This window comes from Amycolatopsis sp. NBC_00438, from assembly GCF_036026695.1.
Classification (GTDB): Bacteria; Actinomycetota; Actinomycetes; order Mycobacteriales; family Pseudonocardiaceae; genus Amycolatopsis.
Genome location: NZ_CP107923.1, coordinates 7154224 through 7176100 on the forward strand (window position 1 = coordinate 7154224; position 21877 = coordinate 7176100).

Consider the following 21877-nt stretch of genomic DNA (forward strand, 5'->3'; position numbering starts at 1 on the left):
TTACAGATGTCGTGGTGGGCCGCCCCCCAGGCGGCCTACCATCGGCAAGGTGACCGAAGTCCCGTCTCCGCAGCTGCGGATCAGCGACCAGAACCGCGAGTCCGCGTTGACCGCGCTCGGTGAGCACATGACCGCGGGGCGGATCGACATCGACGAGTACGGCGAACGCTCGGCCCGCATCACCGCGGCCAAGACGCGCGGCGAGCTCACCGAGATCTTCGCGGATCTGCCCACCCCCCACCCCCGCTACGACGAAACGCCGCAGGCCGCCGTCGCCGCGTCCGAGCCGGACCAGCCGGCCGCGCCCGCGCGGCGGGGCTCCGGCTCGCCCGAGAACTGGGCACCGGCGCAGCGGTTCCTCGCCGCGATCGTGCCGCTGGCCTTCATCGCGGCGATCGCGCTGATCGCCACCGGCACGCTGGCCTGGCCGATCATCTTCGTCCCGATCGGGCTCACCGTGATCGGCAAGTCGATGTGGGGCCACGGCTGGAACCACGACCAGAACCACCACGACCACCACGAGCGGCACCTGCACGACCGGGAGCGCCGCCGCGAGATGCGGGACTCCTACCGCGACCGCCGGCGCGAACTGGGCCGCTGACCCAGCCGTGAGCGACATGCGCCTGAGCGACGAGGAGCGGCAAGACGCCCTCGACGTCCTCGAAGAACACGTCCGCACCGGGCGCCTCGACATCGACGAGTACGGCACCCGCTCCGCGAAGGTCACCGCGGCCAAGCGGGTCAGCGAACTCATCCCGCTGTTCGACGACCTGCCCTCACCCCGGCCCAGCGCCCTGGTGGGGGGCGCCGCCGCGCCCGGGGTCCCGGTCGTGACCGGCGAAAGCAACGTGACGCGCTTCCTGAACGCGAGCGCGGTGCCGATCGCCATCGTCGTCGCGATCGCGGTGCTCATCCTCAGCCGCGGGCGGCTGCTGATCATCTCGATCGCGCTGCCGCTGGTGATCGCGATGCTCGCGGGGCTCCGCCGCCGGCGCTGAACCTGCGAGAATCGGCCCATGATGGGCGTGGTGCCCGGCGCGCTCGACGCCCGGGGCGAGCGGCTGGCCGGGCCGATCTTCACCGGTGTCGGCCTCGTGGGGCTCGCCGTGTGCGCGTTCTTCGCGGCGGGTCGGGACGCGGACTGGGGTACCACGCTGGTCGTCGTCCTGCTCACCGCGGCGTGGCTGCCGCTGCTGATCCCGCTGTTCCCGCACCGGACGGCGCACCCGTGGCTGACCGCCGGCTACTACGCCGGGGTCCTCGCCGCCGCGCTCGTGCTGGTCGCGCGCAACGACGTGTTCACCGGCTTCGCGTCGTTCGGCTATCCGCTCGCGTTCGTGCTGTTCCCGGCCCGCTGGGGGTTCTTCGCGGTGGCCGCGACCGCCGTGCTGCCGATGCTCGTCACCGGCTCCGACCGGCAGAGCCCGGTGTGGGTGCTGGTCGCTTCGGTCGCCGGGCCGCTGCTGTACGCAGCCTGGTTCGTGGGCGCGGAAAGCGAAAAGCGGCGCAAGACGAACACCCGGCTGGAGGCCGCGCTGGCGGAGAACGCGGGCCTGCACGCGCAGCTGCTGACCCGGGCGCGCGAAGCCGGCGTGCTCGACGAACGGCAGCGGATGGCCCGCGAAATCCACGACACGCTGGCCCAGGGCCTGACCGGGATCGTCACGCAGCTGCAGGCCGCCGATCGCGAGGACGGCCCGGACCGCGACCGGCGGCTCGCGCAGGTGCGCACCCTGGCCCGCGACAGCCTCAGCGAAGCGCGGCGCGCGGTGCAGGCGTTGCGGCCCGAACCACTGGCCGGCTCCCGGCTGCTGCCGGAAGCGCTTTCCGACCTGGCGGACCGCGTCGCCGAGACGTCCGGAGTGGTGGTGCGCGCCGAAACCACCGGCGACGTCCGGCCGCTGCTGCCCGAAGTGGAGGTCACGCTCTACCGCGTCGCGCAGGAAGCGCTGGCCAACGCGGAGAAGCACGCGAAGGCATCCCGGATCGGGCTGACACTGTCCTATTCGGACGAAGTGGTGCTGCTCGACGTCGTCGACGACGGCGTCGGCTTCAGTCCCGGTGACCGCGGTGAGGGCACCGGCTTCGGGCTGGAGACGATGCGCCACCGCGTCCAGCGGGTGGCCGGGACGTTGTCGGTCGAGAGCGCACCGGGTAGCGGCACAGCGGTCAACGCCCAGGTCCCGGCCCTCCCTGCCATACCGTGATCCGGGTCCTCGTCACCGACGACCACCCGGTCGTCCGCGACGGCCTGCGCGGCGCGTTCACCGGCGAGCCGGACATCGAGGTCGTCGGCGAGGCGGCGTCCGGGCTGGAGGCGCTGGCCCTCGTGGCCCGGCACCACCCCGACGTCGTGCTGATGGACCTGCGCATGCCGGAACTGGACGGCGTCGGCGCGATCCGCCGGCTCGCCGTCTCCCACCCCGCGGTGCGCGTCCTGGTCCTGACGACGTACGACGCGGAGACCGACGTCCTCCCGGCGATCGAGGCCGGCGCGACGGGCTACCTGCTGAAGGACGCCCCGGTCGCGGACCTGCTGAACGCCGTCCGCGCCGCCGCCCGCGGGGAGCCGGTGCTGGCGCCGAGCGTCGCCGGCCGGGTGCTGGGTGGCTTTCGCCGGGCCGGCCCGCTGACCCGCCGTGAGCTGGAGGTCCTGCGGCTGGTGGCGGAAGGAGCCACGAACCGCGCGGCGGCGAGCCGGCTGTTCATCAGCGAGGCGAGCGTGAAGACCCACCTGCTGAACGCGTACGCCAAGCTCGGCGTGAACGACCGCGCGGCGGCGGTCGGCGAGGCCTACCGCCGCGGCTTGCTCTGACTCCGGCCGAACCACGTCTCGTTCCGCCGGTCCTCGCGGCGCTGACCCGTTTCGGCAGATTGCCGGTTCCGGTGCGGGCCGTGGCGCCTGTCGTGGTCCGGGCCCCGAGCGGCTACACCGTGCTCGAACCCCGCGTCGCGGCCGACGACGGCTCGCCGGTTTCGCGACGACGGATCGCGGGACCTGGGCGGGGTGCCGTGATCCGGCGCTCGCTGCCTGCGCAACCGGGCACGGTTCCTGCCTGGACAGCGCCTTGACCACCGGGCCGGGAGCACCGTGCTCCCGGCCTGGCTAGGCTGGATCGAGTGGAACCGGTGGAGATCAACGCGGGGACGTACTACCTGCGCCAGCTGCGCGCCGACCGGCACATCGACGATCGCGCGGTCCTGATGGAGGCGTTCGCCGATCCGACGCACCGCAAGTACGTCCTGAACTATCGCCTGCGCACCCTCGATGAAGCGACGGAGTACGTCACCCTGCGCGCGGCGCAGTGGGCGGGCGACGAGCGCTGTTCGTGGGCGATCGCGGAGCCGACGTCGGGACGGCTCCTGGGCGAAGTGGGCCTGCGCGAGCTGAACCTGGACACGGCCTACGCCGAGGCGACGATCTGGGTCCACCCGGCCGAGCGAGGCAAGGGCATCGCGACAACGGCGTTGAACGCGGCCCTGCGCTTCGGTTTCGGCGGCTTGGGGCTGACGGAGGTCAGCTACCGCTACGAGGAGAGCAACGCGGCATCGGCAATCGTCGCGGAGCGCTGCGGCTTCACATTGCTGGGCCCCGAAGACCACCCGGCCCCGACGGGCGAGCGCCTGATCCGCTGGCACCGCACATCCTGAGCCACGGCGGCCACACCTGCCGACAGCTGGGACCATCGCACGCCGCTGGCGATCGCCTACTGCCACCATCGCCGATCAGCGCCGTCGGCGATCGCCTGCCGCCACCATCACCGATCAGCGCCGCCAGCGACCACCTGCCGCCGGCCACCGTCGATCGCTGCGGCCATCACCATCGCCGCCAGCTGCCGCCAGCGCCGATCAGCGGCGCCACCGCCGATCACCAGCGACCGCTCGCCGCCAGGGCCGATCAGCGTCGCCAGCGATCGCTCGCCGCCAGCACCAACCAGCGTCGCCAGCGACCGCCCGCCGCCAGCAGCAACCGGCGTCACCGGCGATCGCCATCGCCACCCATCGCCGCCGCCCGGCCGAAACTCCCCCACCCATCCCTGGGGGGCGGCCCCTAGGCCAGTCTATCGGCGCCCTCGGACGAAACCGGGCCGAAAGGACGCCGGCGCCGGAGTTGTCCACAAGCCGACGGGCCTGTGGACAACGACGGGGCGTCAGGCAGCGGGCGATCGGGCCACGCCGAGACGAGCCGCCGGTCAGCTGATCGGGGGCACGATGCCCGAGCGGGCCTCCGGGGCCGCGATCCGCAACGCGTCCGCCGCTTCGTCGTTCGGCTGGGACTGGGACTCGCGTTCCGCTTCGACCCTCGCCCGGTAGACCTCCACCTCGCGCTTCACCGTTTCGGGGGCCCAGCCGAGGACCTCGCCCACCAGGTCCGCGACCTGCTCCGCGCAGTCGACGCCGCGGTGGGCGTACTCGATCGAGATGCGCGTGCGGCGGGCCAGGACGTCCTCCAGGTGCAGCGCGCCCTCGTGCGCGGCCGCGTACACCACCTCGACGCCCAGGTAGTCCGGTGCGTGCTCGATCGGCTTGAGCAGTTCCGGGCGGCCCTCGGCGAGACCCAGCACTTCGTGCACCAGCGAGCCGTAGCGGTCCAGCAGGTGCCTCACCCGATAGGGGTGCAGGCCGTGCTCCGCGGCCAGGTGGTCGGCCTGGTTCACCAGCGCGTGGTAGCCGTCCGCGCCGATCAGCGGGACCTTGTCCGTGATCGACGGCTGCGAGCGGCCCGGCAGGTCGACCGCCGCCGCGTCGACGGCGTCCGCCGCCATCACCCGGTAGGTCGTGTACTTGCCGCCCGCGATCGCGACCAGGCCCGGCGCCACCCGCGCCACCGCGTGCTCGCGCGAAAGCTTCGACGTCTCTTCGCTCTCCCCCGCCAGCAGCGGGCGAAGCCCCGCGTACACACCTTCGATGTCGTCGTGCGTCAACGGCGTCGCCAGGACGCTGTTGACGTGCTCCAGCAGGTAGTCGATGTCGTGCTTGGTCGCCGCCGGGTGCGCGAGGTCGAGGTTCCAGTCCGTGTCCGTAGTGCCCACGATCCAGTGATTGCGCCACGGGATGACGAACAGCACCGACTTCTCGGTGCGCAGGATCATCCCCGACTCCGACACGATCCGGTCGCGCGGGACGACGATGTGCACGCCCTTGCTCGCCCGCACGCGGAACCGCCCGCGGCCGCCCGACAGGCGTTGCAGCTCGTCGGTCCAGACGCCGGTGCAGTTGATCACGACGGCCGCCGAGATCTCCGTCTCGCGCCCGTCTTCGACGTCGCGCACGCGCACGCCGGACACCCGGTCGGCCTCGCGTAGGAAGCCGACGACCTGGGTCGACGTCCGCACGATCGCGCCGTAGTGCGCCGCCGTCCGCGCCACCGTCATGGTGTGGCGGGCGTCGTCGGACTGGGCGTCGTAGTAGCGGATCCCGCCGATCAGCGCGGACCGCTTGAGGGCCGGCACCATCCGCAGCGCGCCCGCGCGGGTCAGGTGCTTCTGGCCCGGGACGCTCTTGGCGCCGCCCATCGTGTCGTACATCAGCAGGCCGGCGGCGGTGTAGGGCCGTTCCCAGACGCGGTGTGTCAGCGGGTAGAGAAAACTGACCGGTTTCACCAGATGGGGTGCGATCGTCGTCAGCATCAGCTCGCGTTCGCGAAGCGCTTCCCGGACGAGCCCGAATTCGAGCTGTTCCAGGTAACGCAGGCCGCCGTGGAAGAGCTTGCTCGACCGGCTCGACGTGCCCGAAGCGAGATCCCGCGCCTCGACGAGCGCGACCCGCAGCCCGCGGGTGGCGGCGTCCAGCGCCGTGCCCGCGCCGACCACGCCGCCGCCGATCACGACGACGTCGAAGGTCTCCTTGCCCAGCCGCTGCCAGGTCTCCTCCCGCTTGCGCGGGCCCAGTCGAGCCGGGTTCGTCTCCGCTGCGTGCTGCGCGCTTGCCACGTGACAGTCCTCCTCGAGCCGGCGAGGCTTCCAGCATCGCACGACCTGGTGATCCTCCGCCCGTTCGCGGAGGACACATGTGGCGTAACCCTCCGCGATCTTGAAAAGATTGCGCTAGCCGGTCCTTGGACCAGGCTTCTACGCCCGGGTAACGTCGCCCGGACGTGGGTCGGCAACGGTGCCGTGGCACGCCGTGATCGACCTTGCGCAGAGTGTCCAGTGTGGCCAGTGTGGAGGTACAGCGGTGAGTGCTGGAGCAATAATCGTCTGGGAACTACTGGGAACAGCGGCGCTGATCCTGCTCGGCAACGGTGTGGTCGCGAACCACGTGCTGCGCAAGACCAACGGCAACAACGGCGGAATCCTGTTCATCAACTTCGGCTGGGCGTTCGCCGTCTTCACCGGCGCCAGCATCGCCGCGCCGAGTGGCGCGCACCTGAACCCGGCGGTGACCCTCGGGCTCGCCATCGCGGACAAGACCAAGTGGGCCGACGTGCCCTTCTACTTCATCGGGCAGATGGCCGGCGCCATCATCGGCGCGCTGCTGTGCTGGGCGACCTACAAGCTCCAGTTCGACGACCACCCCGAGCCGGAGAACACGCTCGGCATCTTCTCCACCGCGCCGCAGATCCCGAACCGGGTCTGGAACCTCGTCACCGAGATCATCGGCACCTTCGTCCTGGTGGCCTGGATCCTGCTCAGCCCGACGTTCGCCGCCGGCGACGGCGGGACCCCGAACTTCGGCAACGCCGCCCTGGGCTACGCGGGCGTCTCGTTCGTGGTCCTCGTGATCGGTACCTCCCTCGGCGGACCGACGGGCTACGCCATCAACCCGGCTCGTGACCTCGGCCCCCGGATCGCGTACGCGTTCCTGATGCCGATCCGGAACAAGGCGAACGCCAACTGGGGCTACTCGTGGATCCCGGTCGTCGGCCCGCTCGTCGGTGGCGCCCTCGCCGCGCTCCTGTACCTCCTCGTGCACAACCTGACCTGATCGCCCGCCCGAGAATTTCCTGGAGCACACATGACTTCGTACGTAGCAGCGATCGACCAGGGCACCACTTCGACACGGTGCATGATCTTCAACCACGAAGGCCGGGTCGTCGCCGTCGACCAGAAGGAACACGAGCAGATCTTCCCGAAGGCGGGCTGGGTCGAGCACAACGCCGAGGAGATCTGGGAGAACACCCGCGCGGTCGCCGCGGGCGCCATCGCCAAGGCCGACCTGCACACCAAGGACATCGTCGCCGTCGGCATCACCAACCAGCGCGAGACCGCGCTGGTCTGGGACAAGACGACCGGCAAGCCGGTGTACAACGCGATCGTCTGGCAGGACACCCGCACCGACCGGATCGTCACCGAACTCGGCAACCTCGGCGGCGGTCAGGAGCGCTACCGCGACAAGGTCGGCCTCCCGCTCGCGACGTACTTCTCCGGGCCGAAGGTCAAGTGGATCCTCGACAACGTCGAAGGGGCGCGAGAGAAGGCCGAAGCCGGTGACCTGATCTTCGGCAACATGGACACCTGGGTGCTGTGGAACATGACCGGCGGGCCCGACGGCGGCGTGCACGTCACCGACCCGACCAACGCCTCCCGCACCATGCTGATGGACCTCGACACGCTGCAGTGGGACCCCGAGATCGCCGCCGAGATGACGATCCCGCTGTCCATGCTGCCGGAGATCCGCTCCTCGTCCGAGGAGTACGGCAAGGTCCGCGAGAAGGGCGCGCTGGCCGGCGTGCCGATCGCGGGCATCCTGGGCGACCAGCAGGCCGCGACGTTCGGCCAGGCCTGCCTCTCCCCCGGCGAGGCCAAGAACACCTACGGCACCGGCAACTTCATGCTGCTCAACACCGGTACCGAAAAGGTGATGTCGCAGAACGGGCTGCTCACCACGGTCTGCTACAAGATCGGCTCGAACGACACGATCTACGCGCTGGAAGGCTCCATCGCCGTCACCGGTTCGCTGGTGCAGTGGCTGCGTGACAACCTCGGCATGATCGGGACCGCGGCCGAGATCGAGGAGCACGCGCGCAGCGTCGAAGACAACGGCGGCGCGTACTTCGTCCCGGCGTTCTCGGGTCTGTTCGCTCCTTACTGGCGATCCGACGCTCGCGGCGCGATCGTCGGGCTCACCCGGTTCGTCAACAAGGGACACCTGGCCCGCGCGGTGCTGGAGGCGACCGCCTTCCAGTCACGCGAAGTGATCGACGCGATGAACGCCGACTCCGGCGTCCCGCTGAAGTCGCTCAAGGTGGACGGCGGCATGGTCGTCAACGAGCTGCTCATGCAGTTCCAGGCCGACATCCTGGGCGTGCCGGTGATCCGCCCGGTGGTCAACGAGACCACGGCGCTGGGTGCCGCCTACGCCGCCGGGCTGGCGGTCGGGTTCTGGAAGTCCGAAGACGACATCCGCACCAACTGGGCCCAGGACAAGCAGTGGGACCCGGCGATGGACGACTCCCGCCGCGAATCCGAGTACCGCAACTGGAAGAAGGCCGTCACCAAGACCTTCGACTGGGTCGACGACGAAGACTGACCGTCAGGGCCGGGGGCACCGCGTCGAAACGGTGCCCTCGGCCCGCCCGCTCAGTCGTCCCAGCCCTCCGGCTTGCCGGATTGTTCGTTCGGCGCGATGACCAGGAACGGCACGCCCTGGTCGTCCACCAGGCGCACCTGCCTGCCGTGTGGTGAGTCGAAGGGCTCGCCCACGGCCTGGCCGCCGAGCTCGACCGCCTTGGCCGCGCTCGCGTCGGCGTCCGCCACCCAGAAGTACGCCGACCAGTTCGACGGCACCTCCGCCGGCACTTCGGCGGGCATTCCGCCGAGACCGCCGATCGGACGGCCGTCCACCAGCAGCACCGAGTACGTGAAGTCGCCGCTGGAGATGTCTTCGAAGCCGTAACCGAAGACCCGCTCGTAGAACGCCTTGGCCGCCGGGTAGTCGCGGCTCATGCACTCGTTCCAGGCCGAGGTGCCCGGCCCGGCCGTCACCTGCGTGCCCGTGTGGTTGCCGGGCTCCCAGAGGCCGAACGCCGCGCCGCCGGGGTCGACCGCGACGGCCATCCGGCCCTCCTTCATCACCTCCATCACCGGCATGACGACCTGACCGCCGGCTTCGGCGATCGCCGACACCGCCTTGTCCACATCGGACACCGCCAGGTAGGTCGTCCACACCGCGGGCGTCTCCTGGCCCGGTGGAGTCCGGCCGATCCCGGCGACCGGCCGCCCCCGCAGCATCGCCATGCCGTAGAAGCCGGTCTCCTCACCGCCCGCTTGCACGTCCCAGCCGAACAGGCCGCCGTAGAAGGCGACCGCCTTCGCCTGGTCGGGCACCATCAGGTCCACCCAGCTGGGTGTCCCGTCGGGCCATGGCTCGTCGCGGAACAACATGTCGGCTCCCTACCCTCGTCTGCGCCGCCTCGGGTGACGGCCGACACAGTGTGGCACCGGGGTCCGACAAAAACGGAAATCAGCCCTGGACCAGGTGTGCGTAGACGACGATGTTGTCGACGTAGTTGTGCGCGCCGCGGTCGAAGACGCCGCCGCAGGTGATCAGCCGCAGTTCCGGACCGGCCGTGTCGTCGTAGACACCTTCGGCTTCGAAGTCCTTTTTGGGCACCTGGTGCACTTTGGTCACCTCGAAGAGCGCCGTGGAGCCGTCCTTGCGGGCGACCGAGACCCGGTCGCCGGCGGCCAACTCCTTGAGGCGGAAGAAAATCCCTTTCTGGTGGTTCCCGTCGACGTGCCCGAGGACGACGGCCGGGCCGACCTCGCCGGGCGTCGGCGCGTACGTGTACCAGCCCGCCTGCAACGGCGTCGTCACCGGCGGGACCTGGATGGTGTCGTCCGGGTTGAGGCCGAGCGGGACCAGCGACGAATGCGCGCCGATCTTCGGGATGTCGATCGAGACGGGCTCCGACTTGGGCAGCGCCGCGACGGCGTCCTGGGCCGCGCTCGTGGGCTGCGGTTGCACCGCGACCGGACGGGCGGCCGGCGGCTGCGCCGTCGAGGGCCCCGGCCCGCCGCCGAGCGTCAGCGCGAGCACCGCCAACGCGGCCAGCAGCGCCACGACCAACGCGATCAGGACGCTCCGCCTGCGGGTGATCTTCGTGGTCATGTTCTCCCCCGGAATGGTGGTGCGCCGGACGGTCACCCGCCCGGCGCGTACCTGCGCACCGGACACACGCCCGGCACCCCCGCCGGGTTTGGCCGGCGGGGTCACGAACCCGTCGCGATCGGCGGCGGCGCGTCGGGGCGCGTCGCCGCCCCGACGGTACCGCCGCTCTCGACGTGAAAGCACCCGGCCGGGTGAACTTCACGGCCGGGTGCTCACCTTCGGCGCCCCACCCCCGGAGCGCCGAAGGGTTCACGCGGCCGGACGCCCAGCTTCCCCTGGGGCGCCGACGCGACCGGTGAACCTCGCTCAGCGTCGGCTCCTCATCCCCGGAGTGCCGACGCGGCGCACGTCGTCAGTCGCGACGGGTCCGGCGGGCCAGCACGAGACCGCCACCGCCGAGCGCGAGCACCCCCATGGCCCCGGCGGCCGCGAGCGGGCCGGCCGGCGAACCGTCCACCGGGCCGTCGGTACCGCCGGTCTGCGGCGCCCCCGCCGGCACCTTGGCCACCTGCTTCTTCGCCCCCAGCACCTCCAGGTACGCCGTCGACTTCTCCGGGCCGCAGTGCAGCGTCACCGCGTACTTGCCCGGCTTGACCTGGTTGACCTTCGCCGTCGCCGACTTGCCGTGGACGTCGTAGGTGATCGCCGCCGAAGCGACCGATACCTTCTCCTCCGGCCCGCGGGTCCGGCACGCGAAGTCGAGCTTCACGAGCGAGCCCGGAGCCGCGCGGCCCGGCACCACGGTCAGCTGCCGGGTGATCCGGGTCATCGGACCGTCCGGGTACTCCGGGGCCGACGTGGCCGGCTTGCTCGGCTCGATTGTCGGGGTGCCGGTCGGGGTGCCGGTGGGCGTGGCCGCGAGCGCCGCGGCCGGCGTCAGCACCAGGAAAGCCGCGGCGGCACCGGCGGCGAGCAACGTGTTCTTCATTCTTTTCTCCCCTGTGGAAAACACTTCGGGCACGACGAAGACGCCCCCGAAACAATGGATTGACCCGGCGCCTTTCGCAGTTCCCCCTGCGTCGGCCGTGCCGTTCACCTACATCCCCAAAGACGCCTCTGGCCAGCGAAGGTTGCGCCAGAAGGTCACAGAACCATCGCGGAACACGACGCTCGTGAACTCACGAAAAAACCGCCCCGGAGCGAATGCTCCGAGGCGGTTTTCCGTGGTTTGGGGTTCAGCCGGCCATACTGCCGTCGCCCGCTTTCGCGGCACCGGACGGCACCTTCGACACCTGAGCGGCCGGTACCGAGAACTGGGTGCTGTACGACTTGTCGCCGCACCTCACGGTCAGCGGGTACGTCCCGGCCGCGGTGCCCGGCTTCAGGGTGGCGTCGGCGCTGATGTTCGCGTCCGCGCCCATGAACGGGCCCGGCGTGTAGTTGGCGAACGTCAGCACGGGCGAGGAGAACGCGGGCGCCGCGCCTTCGCACTTCGCGAGCGCGACGTTCGGCGCGTCGCGGACGTACTTGTCGACCAGCGTCCGGTTGATCGCGGTGTTGACGTTGAGCTGGACGCTGCCGGCGCCCGGCGCCGGCGCGGGGGACGGACCGGTGCTCTGCGCTGTCGCCGGCGCCGCCAGCGCCGTCGCCCCGATCACCGCTGCCGCAACAAAAACCAACGTCTTGCGCACCTTCGCACCCTTCGCGTCCTTCAGACTTACAACCGACAAGACGCGACGGGCGCGCAGGGGTTGCGTCGTGGATCAGTCGAGATCGTCGTGGCGCATGAGCTGGCGCCCGGCCTCGGTGATCGAGCCCGACAGCGACGGGTACACCGAAAATGTCAGTGCCAGGTGGTCCACTGTGAGCTGGTTCTGGACGGCGAGCGCGATGGGAAGGATGAGCTCGCTCGCCTGCGGCGCCACGACGACACCACCGACGACCACGCCGGTGGCGGGGCGGCAGAACAGCTTCACGAAGCCTCGGCGGAGGCCCTCCATCTTCGCGCGCGCGTTGGTGGCCAGGGGCAGCATGATGGTGCGCGCGGGCACCTCGCCGGAGTCGATCGCGTGCTGGCTGATGCCGACGGTCGCGATCTCCGGGTGGGTGAACACGTTGGCGGCGACGGTCTTGAGCTTGATCGGCGCGACACCCTCGCCCAGCGCGTGCCACATCGCGATGCGGCCCTGCATGCTCGCCACCGAGGCGAGCATGAGCACGCCGGTGCAGTCGCCGGCGGCGTAGATCCCGGGAACGGAGGTGCGTGACACGCGGTCGACGGTGATGAACCCGCCGGGGCCGGGCGAGATGCCGACCTTGTCGAGGCCGAGGTCGGCGGTGTTCGGGATCGACCCCACAGTCATCAGGGCGTGGCTGGCTTCGATCACGCGGCCGTCGGCGAGGTGGATCTCGACGCCCTTTTCGGTGCGCTCGACGCGATCGGCGCGCGCCTGCTTCGCGACGGTCGTCCCGCGCTGCGAGAAGACCTCCTCGAGCACGGCGGCGGCGTCGGCGTCCTCGTGCGGCAGCACGCGGTCGCGGCTGGAGACGACGGTGACCTTGACGCCCATCTCGGTGTAGGCGGACGCGAACTCGGCGCCGGTGACGCCCGAGCCGATCACGGCGAGGTGCTCGGGCAGCTCCTGGAGCTCGTAGAGCTGACGCCAGTCGAGGATGCGCTCGCCGTCCGGGACGGCACCGGGCAGCACGCGCGGGGTGGCGCCGGTGGCGATCAGGACGACGTCGGCCGGGAGCTTCTCGGTCTCGCCGTCCTGCTTGGTCACGGAGACCTTGTGCGTGGCGAGGCCGGGCTCTTCGTCGCAGAAGCGCGCCTGGCCGATGATCACGCGGACGCCCTCGCGCTGGACGCGCGCGCGGATGTCGGCGGACTGGGCCAGCGCGAGGCCCTTGACGCGGCCGTGGACGGTCGGCAGGTCGATGCTCGTGTCGGCCATGTCGGTGTTGATGCCGAGCTCGCCGAGGTCGTGCATCTTCGCCAGCGCGCCCGAGCTCGCGATGAACGTCTTCGAGGGGACGCAGTCGTAGAGGACGCAGGCGCCGCCCAGGCCGTCCCGCTCGACGATCGTGACGTCGGCGCCGTGCTGGGCTGCGACCAGCGCGGCTTCGTAGCCGGCCGGGCCCCCGCCCATGATCACGATCCTGGTCACCTGGGTCCTCCTCGAAGTGCGTGATAACGGTGGTCTCACCGTACGCGGCGAAGGTGACCGGACACTGAAGTGGGCGAACACGCCGAGTGCGTCCACTCGGGTGAGCTGTGGGTCGCTACGCTGTCGGCGTGCCGTTGTATGCCGCTTACGGATCCAACATGGAGCCCGCCCAGATGCTGGAGCGCGCGCCGCACTCACCGATGGCCGGCTCCGGCTGGCTGGAGGGGTGGCGCCTGACCTTCGGCGGCGAGGACCTCGGCTGGGAAGGGGCCCTGGCCACGATCGTCGAAGACGCGGGTTCCCGCGTCTTCGTCGTCCTCTACGACGTGACGTCGCTGGACGAGACGGGCCTGGACCGCTGGGAAGGCGGCGAGCTGGGGATGCACAGCAAAATCCGCCTGAGAGTCCAGACCATGGACGGCTCGGTCCTGGCCTGGCTCTACGTCCTGGACGCCTACGAAGGCGGCCTGCCTTCAGCCCGCTACCTGGGCGTCTTGGCCGACGCCGCGGAAGCGGCGGGCGCCCCCGCCGACTACGTCGACGACCTCCGCACCCGCCCCTGCTCAGGCATCACCGGCTAACCCCGTGTCGTCCAATCAGGTACGCGTGTCGTCCTTCTGAGTACGCGTGTCGTCCGTCCAGGTCCGGCTGATCAAGCTGATCGACGTCGAAACGCGTCCTGCAGTTCCTTCAGCAACCGGCCTGGATCACGAAGATCCGCCGCCACGGCGCGGATCGTGATCCAGCCGCGGGCCGCCATTCGAGCATCTCGCTCGGTGTCACGGTCTTGTCGCTCTTCGTGCGCGACGTACCCGTCGTACTCCAGCGCGATACGCCGAGACGGCCACGCCATGTCGAGCCGATAGACGACCCGGCCGTCGATGGCCGTGATCTCGTACTGCGGCTCGGGGACCGGGAAACCCGACTCGACCACGACCAACCGCAGGATGCTCTCCGGAGGAGATTCGGCCTTGCCGGTGGCGAGGTCCAGCAGGGTGGATGCCCTGTGGATACCTCGGCGGTCCCTACGGTCCGCGAGTCGCTCACGGACATTCTCTTGAAGCCTGCGGCAGTGGTCGGGCGGCAGCCCCCGCATCGCTTCGTCCATCGCCGCGAACAACGTTCGCCGGTCGCCGTCACAGAGGAACTCGGCCAAGGCGAGATCGATCGGGAAAGTCTCGAGGCCGTCGATCTCCAGCACGTCGGTCGGCCGGTAGCAGCCCTGGTGCACGACCAGCCCAGGCTTCGACTTGATCCTCCGCTCGTACGGCACAGTGACGTGAATGTTCGAACTCTCAGCCGCCGTGATCCCTTGCAAGGCAAGAGAAGTCGGGCCCGACAGCACAACGGGCCGACCGACGACGAGCAGCGCCGCCTCAGCCCTCGTAGACAATTTGAGCGCATCTTCGGCGCGCATCACAACGCCTCGCCACGGCTGTGAAAGCAGGCCGCCGGCCAAGGCTTCCCGCACCGCGCGCTGTCCCATTTCCTCGACGGCACGACGACGCGTGGCCGCGCCGTACCGTCCTCGCCAATCCGTCATGACGCCAAGAATCCGGCCCTTCCGGTGATCATCGGAAGGGCCGGATTCAACACCTGTGGATAACTACCCGCCTGTGGATAACCCTGGGGATAGCCAGCCCGTACTCAGACGGACGACACGCGTACCTGGATGGACGACACGCGTACGCAGGTGGACGACACGGGTTAGGCGAGGGTGGCTAGGGCGGTATGGACCAGGGTGCGGACTCCGCAGGCCAGGGCCCGCTCGTCGAGGATGAAGGTCGGGCGGTGGATGTCCGACTGGGGCGACGGGTCGCCGGGCCAGACGCCCAGGCGGGCGAAGGCTCCCTGGACGTGCTCCAGGTACCAGCCGAAGTCTTCGCCGCCCGAGGACTGCTCGGTGCCGGCCACCGCGTTTTCGCCCAGGGCCGCCTCGACGCCCGCGCGCATCAGGGCCGTGGAGTCCGCGTCGGACACCACCGGGGGGACCCCGCGGCGGTAGTCCAGGTGGAAGCCGACGCCCGTGGGGGCCAGCAGGGACTCCACCGACGACGCGACCAGCGGTTCCAGCGCCGTCCAGACCTGGTGGTCGGCCGTGCGCAGGGTGCCGCGCAGGACGCCGTCCTGGGGGACGGCGTTGGCCGCCTGGCCCGCGTGGACCGCGCCCCAGACCAGCACCGTGCCGGACCGGGGGTCGACGCGGCGGGACAGCACCGACGGCAGAGACGTGATCACCGTGCCGAGCGCGTGCACCAGGTCGGCGGTCAGGTGGGGGCGGGACGTGTGCCCGCCCGGCGACGTCAGCCGGAGCTCGATCAGGTCCGCGGCCGACGTCAGAGCGCCGACGCGCATGCCCACCAGCCCGACCTCGAGCCGCGGGTCGACGTGCAGGCCGTAGATCCGGTCGACGCCGTCCAGCGCGCCCGCCGCGATCATGTCCAGCGCGCCGCCGGGCATGACCTCCTCGGCGGCCTGGAAGATCAGCCGGACGCGGCCGGGCAGTTCCGGCGCGCCGGCCAGGGCACGGGCCGCGCCGAGCAGGATCGCCGTGTGGGCGTCGTGGCCGCACATGTGCGCCGCGCCTTCGACGGTCGACGCGTAGGGCAGCCCGGTCGCCTCGGTGAGCGGCAGCGCGTCCATGTCCGCGCGCAGCGCCACGCAGCGGTCACCGCTGCCGATGTCGCAGACGACGCCGGTGCCGCCGGGCAGCACCCACGGCTTGAGGCCGACGGCGCGCAGCAGCGTGACGACCAGTTCGGTGGTCGCGAACTCGTGCCGCGACAGCTCCGGGTGCGCGTGGATGTGCCGGCGCCAGGCCAGCACGTCGGTCGCGTTGGCGCGAAGCCAGTCGTCAAGCCAGAACGGGCCACGGCCCGCACCAAGGTCCTCCACGGGAGCCATGGTTACGCCGGCTTCGGAAATGAGCGCCTCCGGCCCCTCGATAGGGGTGATGATGCGCCCGTGGGGGTCGCCTGGAACGTCCGGTCGTGAGTCGAGCACCGTCACGCCGCACCTCCTCCCGCAACACGGGTAACCCGCGCAGCGGCTGGGGTCACGCAACGTGCCGATCGTTCTTTCGTACGCATTTGCAGACGATCGTGCACCATGCAGGAGGCAAGCCGCGCCTCGAAACGAGGCGTCCTAGACGGCCGGTAGCTGATCTGCGTTGAACGGTGTGCAGTAGTTCGGCCAAGACGAACGCCGAGCGCTGCTCACCCGTCCGGACGCAGGGTTACGACCCTTTGGCCTTCTTCGACCGGATCCGGCGGCCCCAGACGACGATGCCGAGCAGGACCGCCGCGACGAGGCCGGCGACCAGCTTGGTCTTGGTCTTTTCGGCGTTCGCCTTGTCGGTCTGGGCCGGGTCGAGCACCGGTCCGGGCGCCTGGGTCTGCGCGAGCACGGGCCCGGCGCCGGCATGGGCCACCGTGACCGTGACGGCCACCGGACGCACCGGTGAGGCCTGCGCCGGCGACGCGGTGAACAGCACCGCCCCCAGCAGGCCGGCAACGACCAGAGCACGCAGTATCGCCATGTCATCCCTTCGCCACGACCGGCGGTCAACCGGCATTGTGCCCGCGCGGCGCCCCGCGGTCAGCCGCCACGTGGTGGACCGAACGCGTCGAGGATCCGCTGTGCACCGAGGGTAGCGGTCAGTTCACCGTCGCGCACCGCCCGTTCGACGTCGGGAACGACCGTTCGCACGTCCGGATGCGCCGCCAGCCGACTAAGCAGGTTTTCGCGCACCATCGTCCACGTCCAGTCGACCTGCTGCTGCCGGCGCCGGGCGGCCAGCTCGCCGGACGCCGAGAGCGTGTCGCGGTGCTGCTCGATCGCGCCCCACACCTCGTCGAGCCGCAGGTTGTGCAGGCCGCTGCAGGTCAGCACGGGGGGCGTCCACGTCGCGTCGGGCCCGTAGATCATCCGCAGGGCGCCCGAAAGCTCCCGCGCCGCCCGCTTGGCGTCGCGCTCGTGGTCGCCGTCGGCCTTGTTGACGGCGATGACGTCGGCGAGCTCCAGCACGCCCTTCTTGATGCCCTGCAGCTGGTCGCCGGTGCGGGCCAGCGTCAGGAACATGAAGCAGTCGACCATGTTCGCGACGGCCACTTCGGACTGTCCCACCCCGACGGTCTCGACCAGGACGGTGTCGTAACCGGCCGCTTCCATCAGCACGATCGTCTCGCGGGTCGCGCGGGCGACGCCGCCGAGCGTCCCGGACGTCGGTGACGGCCGGATGAACGCCCGGTCGTCGACGGCCAGGCGTGCCATCCGGGTCTTGTCGCCGAGGATCGACCCGCCGGTGCGCGTCGACGACGGGTCGACGGCCAGCACGGCCACGCGGTGCCCGGCCGCGGTCAGGTCCGTGCCCAGCTGGTCGATGAATGTCGACTTGCCGACACCGGGGACGCCGGTGATGCCGATCCGCCGCGCGCCACCCGCCGACGGCAGCAGCTCGACGAGCAGTTCCTGCGCCTGCGCCCGGTGGTCCTCGCGCTGGGACTCGACCAGCGTGATCGCCTTGGACAGCGTGCCGCGGTCACCCGCCAGCACGCCCTTGGCGTAGGCCGGGACGTCGATCTTGCGCGGCAACGCTCAGGACTCCTGCGCCGACAGCTGGCCGAGCAGGTCGATGGCCGCGTCCGCGAGCACCGTGCCCGGCCCGAAGATCGCCGCTGCCCCGGCTTCGCGCAGCGCCGGGTAGTCCTGCGGCGGGATGACGCCGCCGACCACGACCATGATGTCCGCGCGGCCCAGCTCGGCGAGCTCGTGGCGCAGCGCCGGCACCAGCGAGAGGTGCCCGGCGGCCAGCGAGGACACCCCGACGATGTGGACGTCCGCCTCGATCGCCTGGCGGGCGACCTCGGCCGGGGTGGAGAACAACGGGCCGACGTCGACGTCGAAGCCGATGTCGGCGAAGCCGGTGGCGATCACCTTCTGGCCGCGGTCGTGACCGTCCTGGCCCATCTTCGCGACCAGGATCCGCGGCCGGCGCCCCTCCTCCGCGGCGAACTCCTCGACCAGCGAGCGGGCCTTCTCGACGTTCTGCGACTTCCCCACCTCTTCGCGGTAGACGCCCGAGATCGTGCGGATCTGACCGGAGTGCCGGCCCCAGAGCTTCTCCAGCGCGTCGGAGATCTCGCCGACGGTCGCCTTCGCGCGGGCCGCGTTGATACCCAGCTCCAGCAGGTTGCCACCGTTTCCGGCGCCCTCGGTCAGCCGCCGCAACGCGTCCTCGGTGGCCGCGGGGTCGCGTTCGGAGCGCAGCCGCCGCAGCTTCTCGAGCTGCTGCGTCCGGACGCCGGCGTTGTCGACCTTCAGGACTTCGATGTCTTCATCGCTGGTGACCTGGTACTTGTTGACGCCGATCACCGGCTGCCGGCCCGAGTCGATCCGGGCCTGGGTGCGGGCCGCGGCCTCCTCGATGCGCAGCTTCGGGATGCCCGCGTCGATCGCCTTGGCCATGCCGCCGGCCTGCTCGACCTCGCTGATGTGGCCCCACGCCTTGCGCGCGAGGTCGTAGGTCAACTTCTCCACGAAGGCACTGCCGCCCCACGGGTCGATCACCCGCGTGGTGCCGGATTCCTGCTGCAGCAGCAGCTGCGTGTTGCGGGCGATGCGCGCGGAGAAGTCGGTCGGCAGCGCGAGCGCCTCGTCGAGGGCGTTGGTGTGCAGCGACTGCGTGTGCCCCTGGGTCGCGGCCATCGCCTCGACGCAGGTGCGCACGACGTTGTTGTAGACGTCCTGCGCGGTCAGCGACCAGCCGGACGTCTGGGAGTGCGTCCGCAGTGACAGCGACTTCTGCGACTTCGGGTCGAAGCCTTTCACGAGCTTCGCCCAGATCAGCCGGGCCGCGCGCAGCTTCGCGACCTCCATGAAGAAGTTCATCCCGATCGCCCAGAAGAACGACAGCCGCGGCGCGAACTTGTCGACGTCCAGCCCGGCTTCGGTGCCCGCGCGGATGTACTCGACGCCGTCGGCCAGGGTGTAGGCCAGCTCGAGGTCGGCGGTCGCCCCGGCTTCCTGCATGTGGTAGCCGGAGATGGAGATCGAGTTGTACTTCGGCATGTGCTGCGAGGTGTAGGAGAAGATGTCGGAGATGACCCGCATCGACGGCTGCGGCGGGTAGATGTAGGTGTTGCGGACCATGAACTCCTTGAGGATGTCGTTCTGGATGGTCCCCGCGAGCTGCTCGGGCTTCACCCCCTGCTCCTCGGCCGCGACGACGTAGAGCGCCAGCACCGGCAGCACCGCGCCGTTCATCGTCATCGACACGGACATCTTGTCCAGGGGGATGCCGTCGAAGAGCTGGCGCATGTCGTAGATGGAGTCGATCGCGACGCCCGCCATGCCGACGTCGCCGGAGACGCGCGGGTGGTCGGAGTCGTACCCGCGGTGGGTGGCCAGGTCGAAAGCGACCGACAGGCCCTTCTGCCCGGCCGCGAGGTTGCGGCGGTAGAAGGCGTTCGACTCCTCGGCGGTGGAGAACCCGGCGTACTGGCGGATGGTCCAGGGCTGGTTGACGTACATCGTCGGGTACGGCCCGCGCAGGTAGGGCGCGATGCCGGGGTACGTGCCGAGGAAGTCCACATCGGACAGGTCGGCCGCGGTGTAGACCGGTTTGACGCCGATGCCCTCGGGCGTCTCCCAGGCCAGCGCGTCCGGGCCCTTGCCGGTGGCGTCCTGCACGGCCTTGGCCCAGGCCTCGCGGTCGCCCGGCTCGGGCGAGCCGAGTTCGACGTCGGCGAAGTTCGGGATAGTCATCGCGCAACTCCCAGCTGAGTGTGCAGACCGGTGAGGACTTCCAAGGCGTCGCAGCCGGCGAAGACGTTGCCGTCCACGCCGTCGAACTTGCCCTTTCCGGCCAGTAGTACGTACTCGGCGCCCAAAGATGCCGCGACTTCGGCGGCCTGGGCCGCGTAGGCGTCGTCGGTGCCGCAGATGCAGGCGACCTTCGCGCCGCTCTCACGGAACGCGCCGGGCAGGTCGTCGGTCGCGCCCGGGTTGACCACCTCGAGCCCGCCCGCCTGGAACAGGTTGGCGGCGAACCCGGCCCGCGTGGTGTGCGCGGCGACCGGGCCGAGCGTGGCCAGGAAGACCTTCGGCCGCTCGCCGTGCTCGGCGAGGTACGCGTCCGACGCGTCGCGCAGGGCTTCGAAGTCCTCGGCGTACCGGTGCCGCGGCAGGCCACCGTCCACAGGGGACTCCAGCGGCTCCCGTTTCACCGGCTTCTCGGTCAGGTTCGGGAACTCGCTGACGCCGGTGAGCGGGTCGCGCCGGGTGGCGAGCCGCTTCGCCCGCTTGTCCCACGTCTCGGCGAGGCGGCCGGCAAGCGCGCCGGACGACAGCTCCGCGACCAGGCCGCCCGCCGCTTCGATCGCGGTGAACTCGGCCCAGGCGACGCGGGCCAGGTCTTCGGTGAGCTTCTCGACGTACCAGGAGCCGCCCGCCGGGTCGACCACGCCGGCCAGCTTGGACTCCTCCAGCAGCACCGCGTGCGTGTTGCGGGCGATCCGCGCGGAAAACGCGTCGGGCCGGCCGATCGCGGCGTCGAACGGCAGCACGGTGACGGCGTCCGCGCCGCCGACACCGGCGCCGAAGCAGGCGACGGTCGTGCGCAGCATGTTCACCCACGGGTCGCGCTGGGTCAGCATCGCCGGCGACGTCACGGCGTGCTGGCGCATCGGCGACGAGAAGCCGCACACCTCGGCGACGCGCGCCCACAGGCGGCGGGCCGCGCGCAGCTTGGCGATGGTCGAGAACTGGTCCGCGGTCGCGGCGATCCGGAACTCCAGCTGCCCGGCCGCGGTTTCGGCGTCCAGGCCGGCGTCGGTGAGGGCGCGCAGGTAGGTGACGCCGGCGGCGACCAGCGCGCCCAGCTCCTGCGCGTCCGACCCGCCCGCTTCGTGGAACGGCAGGCCGTCGGCGACGATCGTGCGCACCTTCGGGTACTTCGCGGCGACACGCGCGGCCAGCGCGGCGGCCGGTTCCAGCGCGACGCCGGCGCCGGTGCGGGCGGCGAGCCCGATCGGGTCGGCCCCCAGCACGGCGGTGGCTTCGCTCGCCGGGACCTCGCGCTCGTCGAACACGTCGAACAGGGCGTCCGCGGCGGCTTCGTACCCGGCACCGGCGTCGAGGACGACCGGCGCGAGATCGACGTAGACCTCGTTCAGCGCGTCGGCGACCGCCGCGGGCGGCACGGACAGCCAGATCGACGTCACGCCGCCTTCGAGGTCGGCGAGGATCGCCTTGTTGACGGCGCGGGCGTCGGTGCCGGCGAACCGGGCCCGGACGTCCCAGCCGGTGGCGACCTGCCCCTCCGGGCGCGCCCCGCGCACGAACGGCGACAGGCCGGGGAAACCGGCGTCACCCGCTACGTCGTCGGCGGTGTAGAGCGGCTGGATCTCGATGCCGTCGTAGGTCCGGGTGACGAGCTTGCTCTCGGGGGCGCCTGTGAAGTCCTCCGGCAGCCTGCCGCTCTTGCGCAGCACGCCGGCCACGAGCTCCTGCCACTGCTCGCGCGTCGCCTGCGGAAACTCGGCCGCCAGGTCGAGTTCGGAGATCGGCGCTGACTCCGGACCGGCCAGTTCAGTCATACCCAGTGATGGTAGAGGCACTCGACACGGACGACCTGTGAGTCTGGTCGCCCCTGGGGGTGGTAGGGGTCGGAGCGGGGTACGACACAATTGGCGCGTGCCCCCCTCCAGCGAAGAGAC

General features: G+C 70.8%; 21 protein-coding genes. 8 read left to right on the plus strand and 13 right to left on the minus strand.

Translation table 11 applies throughout. From position 1 onward, the window contains the following. Nucleotides 1–49: 49 nt before the first annotated feature. From OG494_RS32165 to OG494_RS32185, 5 genes are all read left to right on the plus strand, one after another. On the plus strand, nt 50–601 hold the full coding sequence (locus OG494_RS32165; RefSeq protein ID WP_328445122.1) for a DUF1707 SHOCT-like domain-containing protein: 552 nt from the start codon (nt 50–52) through the stop codon (nt 599–601). Between the two features lie 7 nt (nt 602–608). Next, on the plus strand, nt 609–998 hold the full coding sequence (locus OG494_RS32170; protein WP_328445124.1) for a DUF1707 SHOCT-like domain-containing protein: 390 nt from the start codon (nt 609–611) through the stop codon (nt 996–998). Between the two features lie 18 nt (nt 999–1016). Next, on the plus strand, nt 1017–2207 hold the full coding sequence (locus OG494_RS32175) for a sensor histidine kinase (RefSeq protein WP_328445126.1): 1191 nt from the start codon (nt 1017–1019) through the stop codon (nt 2205–2207). Next, a complete protein-coding gene (locus OG494_RS32180) occupies nt 2204–2815 on the plus strand; it encodes a response regulator transcription factor (protein WP_328445128.1) in 612 nt (203 codons plus the stop codon). Before OG494_RS32175 ends, OG494_RS32180 begins: the two co-directional genes overlap by 4 nt. 305 nt (nt 2816–3120) lie before the next feature. Next, nucleotides 3121–3651, plus strand: coding sequence for a GNAT family N-acetyltransferase (locus OG494_RS32185; RefSeq protein ID WP_328445130.1), 531 nt, complete (start codon nt 3121–3123; stop codon nt 3649–3651). Between the two features lie 107 nt (nt 3652–3758). Here OG494_RS32185 and OG494_RS32190 read toward each other — a convergent pair whose 3' ends face one another. Both OG494_RS32190 and OG494_RS32195 read right to left on the minus strand, forming a co-directional pair. Further along, a complete protein-coding gene (locus tag OG494_RS32190) occupies nt 3759–3980 on the minus strand; it encodes a hypothetical protein (protein ID WP_328445132.1) in 222 nt (73 codons plus the stop codon). 213 nt (nt 3981–4193) lie between these two features. Next, on the minus strand, nt 4194–5933 hold the full coding sequence (locus OG494_RS32195; protein WP_328445134.1) for a glycerol-3-phosphate dehydrogenase/oxidase: 1740 nt from the start codon (nt 5931–5933) through the stop codon (nt 4194–4196). 244 nt (nt 5934–6177) lie between these two features. Between OG494_RS32195 and OG494_RS32200 the strand changes: the two genes are divergently transcribed. Both OG494_RS32200 and glpK read left to right on the plus strand, forming a co-directional pair. After that, nucleotides 6178–6927 carry an MIP/aquaporin family protein gene (locus tag OG494_RS32200; protein ID WP_328445136.1) on the plus strand — a complete coding sequence of 250 codons (750 nt, stop codon included), beginning with the start codon at nt 6178–6180 and terminating at the stop codon, nt 6925–6927. Nucleotides 6928–6957: 30 nt separating this feature from the next. Continuing rightward, entirely contained in the window at nt 6958–8472 is a 1515-nt protein-coding gene (gene glpK, locus OG494_RS32205) for a glycerol kinase GlpK (RefSeq protein WP_328445138.1), read from the plus strand. A 50-nt stretch (nt 8473–8522) separates the two neighbouring features. Here the strand turns inward: glpK and OG494_RS32210 are convergent, their stop codons facing one another. From OG494_RS32210 to OG494_RS32230, 5 genes are all read right to left on the minus strand, one after another. Continuing rightward, nucleotides 8523–9326 (minus strand): VOC family protein, encoded by an 804-nt coding sequence (locus tag OG494_RS32210; protein ID WP_328445140.1) that lies wholly within the window; start codon nt 9324–9326, stop codon nt 8523–8525. A gap of 79 nt (nt 9327–9405) precedes the next feature. Further along, nucleotides 9406–10053, minus strand: a complete 648-nt coding sequence (locus OG494_RS32215) for a class F sortase (protein WP_328445142.1) — start codon at nt 10051–10053, stop codon at nt 9406–9408. A 352-nt stretch (nt 10054–10405) separates the two neighbouring features. Further along, nucleotides 10406–10981 (minus strand): hypothetical protein, encoded by a 576-nt coding sequence (locus OG494_RS32220; protein ID WP_328445144.1) that lies wholly within the window; start codon nt 10979–10981, stop codon nt 10406–10408. Nucleotides 10982–11228: 247 nt separating this feature from the next. Further along, nucleotides 11229–11684: a hypothetical protein gene (locus OG494_RS32225; protein WP_328445146.1), complete on the minus strand. Its 456-nt coding sequence runs from the start codon at nt 11682–11684 to the stop codon at nt 11229–11231. A 72-nt stretch (nt 11685–11756) separates the two neighbouring features. Next, on the minus strand, nt 11757–13160 hold the full coding sequence (locus OG494_RS32230; RefSeq protein ID WP_328445148.1) for an NAD(P)H-quinone dehydrogenase: 1404 nt from the start codon (nt 13158–13160) through the stop codon (nt 11757–11759). Between the two features lie 128 nt (nt 13161–13288). Here OG494_RS32230 and OG494_RS32235 point away from each other — a divergent pair, with 128 nt between their 5' ends. Beyond that, nucleotides 13289–13741 carry a gamma-glutamylcyclotransferase gene (locus OG494_RS32235; RefSeq protein WP_247060826.1) on the plus strand — a complete coding sequence of 151 codons (453 nt, stop codon included), beginning with the start codon at nt 13289–13291 and terminating at the stop codon, nt 13739–13741. 71 nt (nt 13742–13812) lie between these two features. Here OG494_RS32235 and OG494_RS32240 read toward each other — a convergent pair whose 3' ends face one another. The 6 genes from OG494_RS32240 to OG494_RS32265 all read right to left on the minus strand — a co-directional run bounded on the left by OG494_RS32240 (nt 13813) and on the right by OG494_RS32265 (nt 21757). Further along, the gene (locus OG494_RS32240) at nt 13813–14646 is read right to left on the minus strand and encodes a DUF559 domain-containing protein (RefSeq protein WP_328459085.1); all 834 of its coding nucleotides are present in this window, start codon (nt 14644–14646) and stop codon (nt 13813–13815) included. 221 nt (nt 14647–14867) lie between these two features. After that, a complete protein-coding gene (locus OG494_RS32245; protein WP_328445150.1) occupies nt 14868–16169 on the minus strand; it encodes an amidohydrolase in 1302 nt (433 codons plus the stop codon). Nucleotides 16170–16395: 226 nt separating this feature from the next. Next, nucleotides 16396–16698: a hypothetical protein gene (locus tag OG494_RS32250; RefSeq protein ID WP_328445152.1), complete on the minus strand. Its 303-nt coding sequence runs from the start codon at nt 16696–16698 to the stop codon at nt 16396–16398. Between the two features lie 59 nt (nt 16699–16757). After that, complete coding sequence (gene meaB, locus OG494_RS32255; protein ID WP_328445154.1) at nt 16758–17753, minus strand: methylmalonyl Co-A mutase-associated GTPase MeaB; 996 nt, start codon at nt 17751–17753, stop codon at nt 16758–16760. A 3-nt stretch (nt 17754–17756) separates the two neighbouring features. Next, a complete protein-coding gene (gene scpA, locus OG494_RS32260) occupies nt 17757–19925 on the minus strand; it encodes a methylmalonyl-CoA mutase (protein ID WP_328445156.1) in 2169 nt (722 codons plus the stop codon). Further along, entirely contained in the window at nt 19922–21757 is a 1836-nt protein-coding gene (locus OG494_RS32265; protein ID WP_328445158.1) for a methylmalonyl-CoA mutase family protein, read from the minus strand. The genes scpA and OG494_RS32265 overlap by 4 nt, the downstream gene beginning before the upstream one ends. Nucleotides 21758–21877 lie beyond the last annotated feature (120 nt).